The 14,243-nt window shown below is 38.4% G+C and carries 8 protein-coding genes; 4 read left to right on the plus strand and 4 right to left on the minus strand.

The genetic code is table 11. From position 1 onward, the window contains the following. Nucleotides 1-88: 88 nt before the first annotated feature. Nucleotides 89-1,096 carry a patatin-like phospholipase family protein gene (locus L6469_RS03405; protein ID WP_006281361.1) on the plus strand — a complete coding sequence of 336 codons (1,008 nt, stop codon included), beginning with the start codon at nucleotides 89-91 and terminating at the stop codon, nucleotides 1,094-1,096. A 366-nt stretch (nucleotides 1,097-1,462) separates the two neighbouring features. On the opposite strand, the gene L6469_RS03410 is transcribed toward L6469_RS03405, so the two are convergent. From L6469_RS03410 to L6469_RS03425, 4 genes are all read right to left on the minus strand, one after another. Continuing rightward, nucleotides 1,463-4,330, minus strand: coding sequence for a PD-(D/E)XK nuclease family protein (locus tag L6469_RS03410; protein ID WP_006281360.1), 2,868 nt, complete (start codon nucleotides 4,328-4,330; stop codon nucleotides 1,463-1,465). 24 nt (nucleotides 4,331-4,354) lie between these two features. Next, nucleotides 4,355-7,702: a UvrD-helicase domain-containing protein gene (locus tag L6469_RS03415; protein WP_006281359.1), complete on the minus strand. Its 3,348-nt coding sequence runs from the start codon at nucleotides 7,700-7,702 to the stop codon at nucleotides 4,355-4,357. A 106-nt stretch (nucleotides 7,703-7,808) separates the two neighbouring features. After that, nucleotides 7,809-10,061 (minus strand): DUF5686 family protein, encoded by a 2,253-nt coding sequence (locus tag L6469_RS03420; protein ID WP_006281358.1) that lies wholly within the window; start codon nucleotides 10,059-10,061, stop codon nucleotides 7,809-7,811. A gap of 127 nt (nucleotides 10,062-10,188) precedes the next feature. Then, nucleotides 10,189-11,061, minus strand: coding sequence for an RNA polymerase sigma factor RpoD/SigA (locus L6469_RS03425; protein ID WP_006281357.1), 873 nt, complete (start codon nucleotides 11,059-11,061; stop codon nucleotides 10,189-10,191). Between the two features lie 282 nt (nucleotides 11,062-11,343). Between L6469_RS03425 and L6469_RS03430 the strand changes: the two genes are divergently transcribed. Genes L6469_RS03430 through L6469_RS03440 form a run of 3 tightly spaced genes read left to right on the plus strand, consistent with a single transcriptional unit; the run spans nucleotide 11,344 to nucleotide 14,226 of the window. Further along, nucleotides 11,344-11,976 (plus strand): hypothetical protein, encoded by a 633-nt coding sequence (locus tag L6469_RS03430; RefSeq protein WP_039869447.1) that lies wholly within the window; start codon nucleotides 11,344-11,346, stop codon nucleotides 11,974-11,976. A gap of 37 nt (nucleotides 11,977-12,013) precedes the next feature. Then, the gene (locus tag L6469_RS03435; protein ID WP_039869445.1) at nucleotides 12,014-13,279 is read left to right on the plus strand and encodes a DUF2264 domain-containing protein; all 1,266 of its coding nucleotides are present in this window, start codon (nucleotides 12,014-12,016) and stop codon (nucleotides 13,277-13,279) included. Nucleotides 13,280-13,317: 38 nt separating this feature from the next. Next, nucleotides 13,318-14,226, plus strand: a complete 909-nt coding sequence (locus L6469_RS03440; protein ID WP_006281355.1) for an AraC family transcriptional regulator — start codon at nucleotides 13,318-13,320, stop codon at nucleotides 14,224-14,226. Nucleotides 14,227-14,243 lie beyond the last annotated feature (17 nt).

The following is a 14,243-nucleotide window of genomic DNA, read 5'->3' on the forward strand; positions in this document are numbered from 1 at the left end:
ATATCTCAAAGCATTTTAGATAGCCTTTATCTATTTTCTACTTAGAATTTGTTTACTTTTGTAGTATGCTTTTTACCAGCACAAATCAATGAAAAAAATCATTTACTATTTAGCCGTCGTTCTATTATTGCAGTCTGTATTATTTTCAGCTGTAGCAAAAACACCCCTGAATGCTTATAAGCATCGCCTTAAAGTTGGTCTCGTTTTAGGTGGAGGTGGAGCTAAAGGTGCTGCTCATACGGGGGTACTTCAGGCTATTGAGAAGAGTGGCATTCCTATCGATTTCATTTCAGGTACTAGTATCGGGTCTATTGTGGGTGGGCTCTATGCTTGTGGTTATCATGCAGCTGACATCGAGAAGCTCTTCCGTTCACAGCAATGGAAATCACTTCTCTATGATCGTGAGATGGATTATAAAAGCAAGCCCTTAAAGAAGGTAAGCGGAATAACCTATTTCTTTGGGTATCCTGTGGGTAAGAAAAATAAGGACGAAGTAGGTGATAGAGGCTTTGGTGCTTCTCGTGGTGATAAGGTGGTAGAACTAATCGACTCTATAACAAATCTGCACGATTCTATCAACTTTGATGCGTTGCCTATCCCGTTCAGATGCGTAGCTGTCGATATGAAGACAATGTCAGAAGTAGTAATCGGGAGTGGCAAACTATCTACGGCTATGCGTGCGTCGATGGCTATTCCTGGAGCTTTTAAACCCGTGAAGATGGGTGATTCGACTTTGGTAGATGGTGGAGTTCTTAATAATCTACCCGTAGATGTATGTAGGGCGATGGGGGCAGATGTAATCATTGCTATTGATCTTACTCAAAATAAACATGAGCGCGTAAAGAGGGAAATTAAGGCTCGTAAGACTCTAACAGGGCGAGTATATCAATGGCTTAGAGCACGTCCAGATATCGTTAAATATAATGAGAACCGCGCTAACTGTGATATATATATCAATCCTGACTTGAAGGGCTTTGAAGCGACTAGTTTTGTACCTGGTAAAATCGACATGATGATTCAGCGAGGGGTTGAAGCTGGTGAAGCAGCACTTAGTGAGCTTAAGAAACTGAAAAAGAAAGTAATGAAAGGAAAATGATAACATGTGCTGCAGTCCTCGGGGATTCTCAGCCCCAAGGACTGCAGCTGGGTAAATAGTACCAATGCACAGAATTCTGCCGCAATGATAATCGTTGAACTGCTGCTAATTTTTATAGCCCAAAAAGGGCAGATTGTTAAATAAAATATCAAAAAAACATAGCCGATGAAGGGTAAACACATAGATTATAGCTAACTAACACTATGTTTTTACTACCTAAACACTATGTTTTTAACTCATAAAAACCATACTTATGCCAAGCCTTTTCAAATCGAAAATATAAAAACATATAACATATTGATATTCAAGTAGATATATTATACTGTAGTACTTTTGCTCTAGGGCTTAGGATAAACTTAAGTCCTTTTATTTACCACATAACTTATTATATGGACAGAGGGTGCAACGGTCTTTATGTTCTGTCGGCTCAAAACTGAGGACAGGTTCAAAGATATCAGTGAGTACTTCGTGTAATTTCTTACTATATTCATCGGCATAAGTATCAATATCTATTACTTTTTCCTTGCCTATCATAAGGGTAGGATCATAGTCTTTACCACCAGTATGCTGAATGAATAAAAGAGCGGGACTTACTGGCAGATTGTCAGCATTGTATTTCAGGTTATGGCGTATTATATACGAATAGAGGAAACTTTGAAGATAGTAATCAGAGTGCATCTGATGTATAAACTCAGTGCCGAAAATGTCGTCTATGGATGATACTTTGCGCGATGGCAAAACACCTGTCTTATAATCAACAACTCTGATACGCTCGCCTTCAGGCATCGTATTGATACTGTCGAGACGGTCGATAAGTCCGCCTATTCGCAAACTACGCTGACCGGTAGAAATCTTTATCTGAGTATCCATATAGACACCTATTTCTGTACCAAGTATGGTGAATGGTGTTAGTTCGCGGTCGAGCCGCAATAACTGTAGTATATAATTGAGTATTACTTCTCTATTGATAATCTGTAAGCCATTGTACTCTGGCAGATAACCATGCGGATCCTTGATGTTAAAGAGATCCTCTCTGAACGCTTCATCTACAAGTTTGCCTAATAACTCTGGGCGTTTGAGATATTCATCAATATCGCCTTGTTGTATAACGGCACCTTTACCAAACTGGTTATAGAATAGTTCGGATGCATGGTGGAAAATGTTACCAAAAATACGGTTATCTATTTGATCTTCATCGTTTTCATCAGGCTCACTTATACCTGCTATATAGCGATAGTAGAAGCGAAGCTGACAAAATAGGTACTGATTAATGGCAGATGGGGATAACGTATTGATTTGCTGTAACTTGTTAAGTACAATTTCATCTTTAGGTATAGCCTCACGATGGGTAGAGATCGGAATCTGTCCTGCTCGCAAACTTTTCTGCTTTATCAGGAAGGGACTCTCTACCAACATTTGTAGCATAAAGCGGCTCATTTCGCCAGTATGACCATCTTCGGTAGAGTTATTATATATGAGTGTTACATCTCCTGCTCGCTGGAGTAAACTGTGAAAATAGTAGGCATATATGGCTACTTTATTATCTACAGTAGTAAGTCCATAAGCCTTGCGAATGGAATATGGTATGAATGATGAATCGTTTACACCTTTAGGAAGATTGCCTTCGTTGCATGATAAAATAAGTACATGATCGAAATCAAGATTTCGCGTTTCGAGTACGCCCATAACCTGTATGCCCACTGCAGGCTCTCCATGGAATGGGATGGTCGTACTTTGTATAAGCTGTGTAAGCAATCGGGTAAAGGTTTGGATATCTATTTCGAGATCTCCAGTATCCATCAATCCTACTAGACGGTTGAGTAAGGTGTACATGCGGAAAAGTGATTCCTGGAAGAGTGCATCTTTATCGTCCTTGGCATGATGACCGGTACACTGTAACACATCACAAAGCCAGGTAACAAGTCGTTTTGTGTGCAGATACTGAGTCTCAGCAGAAAGGTCACTGAAGAGTAGAGCTAGATTTTCGTCTTCTCCGGCAAGATCTTTCATACTAGGATAGTAGCGCTTTGATACAATATTAATGTTGTCGTATACCTCTTTGCAGTTATCGCTAATATAACGAGCGTATGGATGACGCAAGATTGCATTAACCTGATGTAGGCGGAATCGGTCTGTATCCTTCGGATGACCTATGGTCTGCAACTGGATAAGAGTTTCGACAAATGAACTTACTGGAGTTTGTGCCAGAGGATACCCTGTTGTAACATTTACTTTGGTTACTTCTTCAGGTAAGCTGTGAATAACAGTATTGAGCAATGCTTCGTCGGCCATAACGACAGCAGTTCGACGTCCTGCTTCTATACGATTATTCGCCTTGAGCCATTCGCTTACATAGCGTGCCTGAATATTCTCTGTGGCAGCACTGATATATGTAACCTGTTTGGGTCTGGTAAAATTATGATAGATATTGCTGTTTGTATTATCGAGTTCATTCGGATAATGGGCGAGATATTGGCGAATGTAAGTGCCAGCCTCTGTTTGCATATAATAATCATCGTAATCCCAATAAAATTTTGCTTTTCCTTGTTTCTGCAAGCGATCACATAAACTCAACTCTACTTTCTGCATCATGTTGAAGCCGACGAAAAGATAAGTGTCGAAATTAAATTCAATATCGGCATCTTCTACAACCTTACGGTAAAGTGCACCCTCATAAGCAATACCCTGTTCTATAAGTCGTGTATTAAACTGATGATAGATATCGTCGAAGTGGCTCCACAGACTAAGAAAACGTTCCTTCAGCTTGGTATTATGTTCCTCGGAGAAGTTACTGAAAAATTTCTGCAGCATTTCTTTCTGTTCGTCAGTAAGATATGTAACGTCATCGAGTTCATGAATATCCTTCAGATTGGCGAATACTTTATCTGCATCGGCCATATTTTTGTCGATATCATCAAAATCAGCGATTAGCAACTGCCCCCAACCATAAAATTCATCGAGAGATTCACTACTACCAGTACAGCTGCAGAATACTTTGTGAAGATCGCAAATGAGTTTTATCGGATCTCCTGCCTGTAGTTTGCTATGACGGCGAAACAAATCACTAATAGTAATGTAAGAAGGACTCCAAAGTGGCTTATCAGCCAACCGTGCAAGTTCTTCATTGAGAAACAGACTTGCACGCTTATTAGGGAATACAACAGCTATTCTGGAGAGATTAGTGCCATATTTCGAGATAATATCTTGCGCTATATATTGTAAAAATGTTTTCATTTTGCTATGATGTATTTATAGATATTATAAGGTAACCTCCTTAATTTCATTCTTATAGACAAACCAGAGGTAGCCTTTAACTTGGGGATATCCCATGCTTTGAAGTAGCGACATGTACTCGCGTACTTGCTTATCGTATTCCTCTTTGTAACGGCCAAATTTGAAGTCGACCACAATCATTTCATTACCATCTGTCATTACGCGGTCAGGTCGCCGTTCCTGTACTTTACTCGTTATGTTACCTTCTTCATCCTTCTCGTCTTCTACATAGAGGATAGAGCACTCATTAAAAAGCGTCCAACGAGGGGAGAACCAATCGGATACTTCTTTAGTTTCCAATCGCTTACGCAACATCTTTTCTATTTTTTCTTTAGTGATATTTTTATCGTAGATTACACCATCGAGTTCGAGTTGTTGCAGAGCTGATTCTATATCATCGGCAGTATGTATAGTACTAAATAGATTATGAAGCACATTACCCATTTGAATATAATTACGCTGACGGATGAATTCGTCATCGTCTTCACCCCCGATGAAATCGCGACTTTTATTACTTTGTTTAAATTCAACCTTATTTACATAGTTAGTTATCTGAAGTGATTCAGGCTCAATATGCTGCTTGAATACGTTGTCAGATTGTTTCTCCTGTTTTTCTTCAGATGCGATATCGAGTTCTCCATATTCAAAGAGAATATCAATTGGTTCTTCTGCAGAATCAGTCTTCTTCACTTTCTTCTTATCAATAGACTTATCAGGTAAGCCTTCGATAAAGACTGGCACTTTGGCATGTGTCCAGCAGTCATCATACATAGCCTCTTGAATAACCGCAGAACGCATACTCTCATTTCCTTGTCGGCCGATAATAAAGAGATTACGCGAAGCACGTGTGAAGGCTACATAAAGCAAATTCATATTGTCAACCACATTTTGGAGGTGTTCGTGCAGATAGTCGTGTTCATAGATAGTTCCCATCATCTCTTTTTTGCTGAAATCTACAGGCACCAACGGTAGTCTATTAAACGGTTCTTCTTGAGGTTCGCACCAGATGTTAGTACCTACTTTCTCTAAACGCCAGTCGCAGTACGGGATAATAACATGATCAAATTCCAAGCCTTTACTTTTATGGATAGAAAGTATGCGAACGCCATTGATTTCATCACTCTGTATCGTCTTGAGATGTAGTCTATTATCCCATTCTGTTACGAAAGCATCGATATCTGTAGTGTAATCTGTAATGAAGTGATTAAGGGTGTCGTAGAAGGCGCAGATATAGGCGCTTTGATCGCTCAGTTTATGGAGGGCAAAGAGTGCGAACAAGCGCTCTACAAGATCAAATAGCGGCATTCTAACCAATTCATCGCTAGTTTCCACAAATTCTGATGGCAGAAATTGATTCATGTGTGCAATAAGAGCATTTTCTCGTTCTTGTCGATCATCTATCGATGGAATGACGAATAATTGCGTGTCGGTAACGCCTTCTGCATCGACAATCTTACGATATGATTTCACCAGATTAGCACGAGTAAGAATATCGTTGGGGTGAGTAAGCAAATGTAAGGCATCCATAATGACATTGACAGCCATAGATGCATCTAAACGAAAGGCTTCATCGCTGACCAATGGGATTGATGGATAATTTTTCATGAATTCATCGGCAATACTTTGAATATTACCATTAGTTCGCGTTAGTATTGCTATCTTGTTGTATGGAACACCCTGGTCGTGTAAATTATTGATAGTCTGTGCAGTAAGTTCTAGAGTACGGACAGACCAGTCTTCGTCTGCAAGTAAATGTATCTCTACTTTTCCTGCTGCAGGTTTTCCCTCAGGTACCCGCTGTTCTACATCGGCATAGGCTAACTTCATCTGTTCTGCTTCCAATGGATTTTCATTTTTGAGCTGATTATATTCGTAATCGGCTGCTACTCTGAAGAACAGATTGTTAAATTCGACAATGTTACGATTAGAACGGTAATTGTACATCAGTGGCTGTATCTGCAACTGCTGTTCATTGTTATCAAATTGGTTTTGTATTTCATTAAGTAGTCGCCAGTCGCCATCTCGCCATCGATAAATACTTTGCTTTACATCACCTACAATCAGGTTTTCCTTACCATGACTCATAGTTTCCTCTAATAACACCTTAAAGTTTTGCCATTGGATAGTAGAGGTATCTTGGAATTCATCAATCATGATATGTTCTAATTGAGTACCAATTTTCTCAAAGATAAATGGTGAGTCACTATTCTGAATAAGTGAATGGAGTAATGTCTGCGTATCACTCAGCAAGAACCGATTAGCTTCTTGATTCATCTCGCGTACTTTATCTTCGATGCTATTGAGCAAGCGCAGCTGATTGATATGTCGCATGGTGAGTTTTGCACTCTGTGCCATTCGCCAGATGGTGGGACGTTTTTCTTCCGCAAATTTGAGAAGTTGGAATAATTCTTCATTGACAGCTGTTTGCGCTAAATCTCGATTTTGACCAGACTTTTTGACCCAAGCCTTAGGGTCTTCCATACCTTTAAGCACGCGTGATGTGAGCAAACTTTCATCGTAAATCCCTTTTTTGAGTTTTACAAAATAACTACAGACACCCGAAGCTCCGTATGAAAAGTCGGTTATGTCGAGGTGGTACGCTTGCAGTATATCCTCAAAAGTCGATACTATCATTTTTACTTTATCATCAGCATTATTAATAACATCCTTCATACTGTCTGTAAAAGTCTTGAAGAAGTTAGGTTCTGACAAGGTAGCGTTGAGCTGTTTGCTATGCTGCTTATAGTACTCTTTGAAAATCTGGATGCCAAAACTCTTAATTTTGCCGATAACATTCCAACTTTTGTCATCATTGATATTTTCGCGTATATACTCCATAATCCAAAGTAGAAGTCGAGAAGTCGTGTTTAGATTCTCGATGAGTTCGTCGACAGCCATATCTTCTACTTGATAATCATTGAGCTCAATACGCAGATTTGCTGTTAAATCAAGCTCACGAGCCAAATTACGTAATACACTCTGAAAGAATGTATCGATGGTTTCTACACGAAAGTAATTATAATTATGAACCAATAACGAAAGTGCTTTGCCTGCTTGTGCTGAAGCAAGTTCGGGCGAAACATCGATTTCTTTCGTAATTTGCTTCAAATAGTCGACTGAATCGGGAAGTTGTTTCCAAATGCCATAGAGAGTGCTTAAAATTCGCATTTTCATCTCTTCTGTGGCCTTATTAGTAAAGGTAACAGCAAGAATATTGCGGTAACAAGTAGGATCCTTGATAACCAATTTGATGTATTCCTTGGTCAAGGTAAATGTTTTTCCCGAACCTGCTGATGCTTTGTATACCGTTAATGGTTTTGGATGATTTATCATTGTATATTTTGTATATCTTTTATTTCTTTTATCAGGTAATATTAGGTTATGACTAAATCGTATATGCTGATCTTGCATTATAAATTATGAAGCTATAGTATGAGCATTACCAACTTCTGAAAAGTTCGAAAGCAAACTTAACCCCCAATCCATCGACGTGCTTATTAGCAAAAGCCATGAAAGCTGCAAGAGTCATTACGCGTGTTTTGAAAGAATAACCGATTTCACCGTAAGCTTTTAATTTACTAACGTGAAGCAGACTAGCATAGAGCGACTCACGCTCTACGTAATGGCCCAATATCGGTACCCAGTACAAGAACAGTAATGGCGATTCATAGGCAGCATTTGCACGAATGTAATATTTGGAAGAATTATACCAGTGAGAATTAAGCAACTCGAAACTGCCAGTCCACTTATCGTTCCATCCACCGATGATATTTTCATCATAGAAATTCTCATAGTCGAGGAAATACCACTCTTTACTGCGGTCGGTGTAAAATCCACCACCTGTACGAAAACTCCATGATTTACGACCAGCCATGCGATAAACATATTGTATATCGCTTTCAAAACGCTCGTATTCAAGATTTGCACCGATTAGTCCTTTAATACCTCGCTCATAACAGAGAGCTATGGCAGGACCACTATAACCAGTTGGGCGATAGATGAGTTTAGCATTAGGGGCAACGGACTTGAATCGGCCAGATTGTCCTAGGGCATTATAGCCAGATTTATCGACAGCTGAACGTTTGTGGCAGATAACTCCCAACTGCATACCTAGTCGGGTAGAAAAGTCATAATTGAAATATGTACGCCAATAGAAATCCTTGAAATAATCAAGATTCATCTTATCCCAATTAATAGAATCTCTTTTTTCCTGTTTTAAAGCATCTACGACAAGTGAATTGTTGATACGGTTACCATTGGCTAGTTGCAGACGAATATAAGCGTTCTTGCGATGGTTAAAGAATATCGTTGCAGGGATAGAATAATAGATTAATTGCTGTTTAAAGCTATAACCGGCTTTTAGCTCAAGGCTGATATCTGAATTTTCAGAAAATCTATAAGTGCCTCGTGCCTTAAACTTATAGGTTAATCCCCGACGAGAATTGTAGCCGAAATAAAGTGGATTAAAAAGTGGATTAAGTCGTATTTCACCCTGTTTCTTACTGCCAAAATGCCCTCTGATACGATTCCATAGATGGTCGGCTACATCATCGACGACATGATAAAAAGGGGTAGTTGTCTTCACAATGGTTGTCGTCACTACTGTATCGACAGATTCGTGGATTGTCCCAGAAGCACCTACTACCATCAATGGTGATTTAGGATGGCTGACATAAGAAGAATCCGAAAAATGAGTACTGGGATGAGTGGTTTTGAACTTTATGGTATCAATATGAGTGGTGTCTGTATAATTTGTGGATGCTATTGGAGTAGGGGCGATATAAGGAGAATTGCCATGTTTTTTTTTCCACATTTTGGCTAATTCTCGGCTGTAATATTTGTCGTAAACAATAGTCTGTGCGTGAGTAAGAGGAAAAGGACGAACTATGTTCATTAATTCTGTAGATTCCACATTATTGATACTGTCTGGTAATGTCTTCTTTAGTCCGTAAGAAGTATAAAGCGAACACGATACACGATTTCCCAAGAGTTTAAAACTGCCATTAAGTCGACATTGGGTTGGGAGAATACTCTTCATATCTTCAGAAGACATCGTGAGTGAAAGATGAAAATTGATCATATCAAATTCTGCATCAAACTCTACAAATTCAACTCTTCCTGTTTCTGGATGTACAATGCAATGGCCCGAGACTAATTGCGTATTATGCGTCTTTGGCCGGAACTCAATATCTATAACATTGCCAACCATATGCCCTACATAATAACGGTAATACTGACGGTTACCACGATTAAAAGGCGAAAGTAGACGCTCATTGGCAAACATATAGACGTCATAAATCTTTGGAGTCATGTACTGGCTCAACGTAGACATTGTGTGTCGACGGTGCGGAATGGTATTTAGAAAGACTTGCGTCTGCTGCTTGTAGTTATCAAGATCGTTAAAGATAACACGATTATAGTTCTCAAACATGAATTCACGACGTTTGCCGTGAGCCACTTCGTACATTGATGGAATGGCTAAGAGAAGTATATTTCGACGCTGGGTACGAATATAGAATCGATTGTAACTATAGGTAGTATCTGCTTTGATGAGCGAGGTGTCTATTGAGGAGCGATAACTCCATATACGACGAAGTATCTTTATATCAGAGTCATCACGATCTTCTGCTATGGCAGATAAAATGCCAAACAGTAAAAAGATAAGGATGTATAGATACTTCTTCGTGTTCATAACGAAGTCAAAGTTATAAAAAAAATCCGTGGACTCCAAACGAAAACCACGGATTTTCAAATTTATATCTTTTAACAAGCTAAATATTGCGTATTACTTTTTCAATCTTGACTATTAATTATATCGTTTAACCTAAATATTTCATCAATACACCAATCTTGCCTGATTCACGCAATTTAGTAATGCTCTTTTCACGAATCTGTCTTACACGTTCACGAGTGAGACCAAGCAAATCACCAATTTCTTCAAGTCCTTTTTCAGGGCAGCCAATACCAAAACAATCGCGAATAATAGTAATCTCACGCTCATTGAGCACTGTTTCGAGCACCTGATTTAAATCATATGACATACTCTCATGGTCAACCTCTTTGTCTGTACGACTGTCTTCGCCACTGGCCATAATATCCACCATGGAGTTATCTTCACCTTCCTGGAAAGGTGCATCAATACTTACATGTTTGCCACTAGCCATCATGCTTTGTGCTATCTTTTCTTCATCGATATCAGTGCGCTGTGATAACTCTTGAATAGTTGGTACTCGCTGATACTTTTGCTCAAACTTATTAATTTCTTGATTAACCTTGCTTAAAGAACCAACCTGATTAAGTGGAAGACGAACAATGCGGCTCTGCTCGGCAATAGCTTGTAAGATAGCTTGGCGAATCCACCATACTGCGTAAGAAATAAATTTGAATCCTCGTGTTTCATCAAATTTTTCTGCAGCTTTAATCAAGCCAATATTACCTTCATCGATTAGGTCAGTAAGTGTAAGTCCTTGATGCTGATACTGTTTAGCTACAGATACTACAAATCGCAAATTTGCTGTAACCAATTTTGATTTTGCACGTTCACCTTCGCGACCACCACGTTTAATCTGTTGTGCTAAATCGATTTCTTCTTCAATACTAATCATTGGTGCACGACTAATTTCGCCGAGATATTTATCCAGACTTTCACTTGAACGATTAGTAATGCTTTTTTGTATCTTTAATTGCCTCATACCAAACTAAAATTACCTCCTAAATCTATCTTTTTTACCTAAATTCAAACGTCTAACCTTCTTTTCATTATGAAAAACGTACAAAGATATTAATTTAAATTATACATTAATATATAATAAATAAATTTTTAGTAAAAAATAACATTTTAAGAGCTAAAATACATGATAATCCATATTTCAAACCCTTACTATCGCGCTTTTATTGTTATTACTTCATCTTTGTGAATTTAATTTTGTTTATTGATTTTTGGTTATTCGACAATTATTCGTAATTTTGCATTCATGAATCGATTGAAAATAACCTTTTGGGATAGAACAGTTCTGTCTCTATTATTTTTGTGTTTTACGTTAACTAGTTTTTGCCAGGAAACTCCTAATGAGCGTCAGGCTAAAAAACTCTTTTTTCAGACGTATCATCAGTTTACAAATCCGCAAGGTTGCTCGTTGTCTTATAAGTTGAATATTGCAGGTCTCTATAAGGCTAATGGCACGATTTGGACGAAAGGTAAAATGCAAAAATATATAGAGCCCAAATATGTAGGTTATCGAGATGGTGTAAACTATTATAAGGTAGATCTTAAGCGCAAAGTCATAGAGATATATAATGCTAATAAAAAAAGTAAATATGCTAGTAAGTTTACTTTTAATGAGCATGATTACGATTATAGCATTGCTGATGCTAAGGGGGGGCTTTTAATCTCACTCAACCTTAAAAAAGGAGCTTCTAGTTCTATAAAGCATGCCAAAGTGTTGCTTGATAAAAAGACTCTTTACCCGATGTCGGTCAAGGTTAAAGTGGCATTTATTTGGGCGACTATACATATTAGTCATTTTCATCCAAATATTCATGATAACAGTATTTTTCTCTTTAAAAAATCTGATTATCCAGGGTATACTTATGAGGATAAACGATAATTCTATATAAACTATAATATCTAAACCTAATTACACAATGAAAAAAAACGTATCAGTTTTAGTGTTACTTTTGTTGATGTTTGTTCCTTTTAGCATGCTAGCAAAAAGAAGTAACAAACATACTACCGATCGTGAGTATTGGTGCAGTCAAGCCTATAAGATGGCCAAGCCTGTACTTGAAAACATGGCAAAAGGTGAATTGCAAAAGAATATGCAACTCGAAGTTTCACCTACATGGGATGGACGAAATAAAAAGGTGGCCTATATGGAATGTTTTGGACGTTTGATGGCAGGTATTACACCTTGGTTGAGTTTGCCAGATGATAACACGCTTGAAAGCAAACAACGGAAACAGCTGAGAGAGTGGGCTTTAGAAAGCTATAAAAACGCAGTTGATCCTAATTCGCCAGACTGTCTATTATGGAAAGGTGAGGGACAACTTATGGTAGATGCAGCATACATCGCTGAAAGTTTCCTCAGAGGTTTTGATACGTTTTGGACTCCGCTTGATGAACAGACCAAGAAAAGATATATCAACAATTTCTTAGGTGTAAGAGCTATAGATCCACCATATACAAACTGGGTGTTATTCTCTTCAACCATCGAAAGTTTTCTTGCTAAAGTTGGTGCACCCTATGACACATATCGTGTTAACTCTGCTGTGAGAAAAGTGGAGGAGTGGTACGTGGGAGATGGCTGGTATGCAGATGGACCAGACTTTGCTTTCGATTACTATAGTAGCTATGTATTCCATCCGATGTATCTTGAAACTTTAAAAGCTATGGATGAAGCTAAGGCTCATAATCGCATAGATTATAAGAAATATTGGGAACGCGAACTGAAACGGGCACAGAAGTTTTCTATTATCCTTGAGCGATTCATTTCGCCAGAAGGTACCTTTCCTGTTATCGGTCGTTCTACACCATATCGTCTTGCTGCTTTGCAGCCATTAGCTCTCATGGCATGGTATCAGACTCTGCCAAAAGATTTAAGTAATGGACAAGTTCGTGCAGCTCTTTCTAAGGTAATGCATCGCATGTTTGATGAACAGAATAATTATAATACTGGTGGCTTCCTTACTATTGGATTCTGTGGAAATCAACCTGGTACAGCAGACTGGTATACCAATAATGGTAGTCTGTATATGACAAGTTTAAGCTTTATGCCGTTAGGTTTGCCTGCAGATGCTCCATTCTGGACAGATGCTGCTCAGCCTTGGACTCAAGTTAAGGCTTGGGGTGGTCTGGCTTTCCCTAAGGATCATCGATGGTCTGATGATATCAAGACTAAAGATAGATATTAAAATGATGAATGAAGGTGATTCTCTTTAAACAGTGAATAATGAAAACCAATAAGAGCTTAAATATCTCTAACAAAATATACGAACTTGACTTGGCCCGGTTAAGTCAAGAACTTAAGTTTGTATCGTATCATGATGGCGAAATAGCTCTTGTGGATAGTATCGTTAAGGAGAAGCATCTTCATAATCTTCATCTGAATGCATATTGTGTAGTGTTAGTATCGCAGGGTAATTGTAGCTTTGACTTTAATGGACAAAGTCAACATTTACACGCGGGTGAGGTGGTACTTGCTCCTCCTGGTTCTACGCTTAAGGACTATGATATGAGTGATGACTTTAAAGGTAAAGCTATCTGTTTATCGTCAGATATCATTCACTCTCTATTAGGCAGCAAAATAGGCCAATGGAATCTCTTTGTTTACGATCAGAAGATGCATATTATGCAGCTGACAGAATCTTTTCGCCAACAGTATTTGTGCTATTATGAGCTTATTCGATTTAAGGCAAAATATGCCAAGGGGACAAATCGGGTAGAGGCTATGCGAGCAATTATCAAAGGATTATTGTTAGATATGTGTAGTGTTATGGATGATTATCTGAGTGATACCAAGGCTGACCATTCACATGGCAAGATACTTTTTGATCGTTTTATCGATCGACTATCGTCAAGTTCTGTCAAATATGGTCCAGTATCGCGCTATGCAGCAGAATTATCGATTACTCCAAAATATTTATCGATGCTATGTAGTAAATATAGTAATAGAACTGCAACTGAATGGATCAGGCAATATACAAAAGAGGATATTCGTTTTAACCTCTGTAATACCACCTTATCAATGAAAGAAATCTGTAATAAAATGGGATTTGCTAATATTTCTTTCTTTGCAAACTATGTGCATAAATACTTTGGTAAAACTCCTGGAGAATTACGGAATGAGAACAAGCGATAAGCTCCGACAATAATAAA

Origin of the sequence: Segatella baroniae B14, from assembly GCF_022024235.1 — a bacterium.
Taxonomy (GTDB): domain Bacteria; phylum Bacteroidota; class Bacteroidia; order Bacteroidales; family Bacteroidaceae; genus Prevotella; species Prevotella bryantii.

What these genes read in the sequence shown, in the direction of transcription:
- L6469_RS03405 (WP_006281361.1), top strand. Translation starts at nt 89, where the DNA reads ATGAAAAAAATCATTTACTATTTAGCCGTCGTTCTATTATTGCAGTCT.
- L6469_RS03410 (WP_006281360.1), bottom strand. Translation starts at nt 4,330, where the DNA reads ATGAAAACATTTTTACAATATATAGCGCAAGATATTATCTCGAAATAT.
- L6469_RS03415 (WP_006281359.1), bottom strand. Translation starts at nt 7,702, where the DNA reads ATGATAAATCATCCAAAACCATTAACGGTATACAAAGCATCAGCAGGT.
- L6469_RS03420 (WP_006281358.1), bottom strand. Translation starts at nt 10,061, where the DNA reads ATGAACACGAAGAAGTATCTATACATCCTTATCTTTTTACTGTTTGGC.
- L6469_RS03425 (WP_006281357.1), bottom strand. Translation starts at nt 11,061, where the DNA reads ATGAGGCAATTAAAGATACAAAAAAGCATTACTAATCGTTCAAGTGAA.
- L6469_RS03430 (WP_039869447.1), top strand. Translation starts at nt 11,344, where the DNA reads ATGAATCGATTGAAAATAACCTTTTGGGATAGAACAGTTCTGTCTCTA.
- L6469_RS03435 (WP_039869445.1), top strand. Translation starts at nt 12,014, where the DNA reads ATGAAAAAAAACGTATCAGTTTTAGTGTTACTTTTGTTGATGTTTGTT.
- L6469_RS03440 (WP_006281355.1), top strand. Translation starts at nt 13,318, where the DNA reads ATGAAAACCAATAAGAGCTTAAATATCTCTAACAAAATATACGAACTT.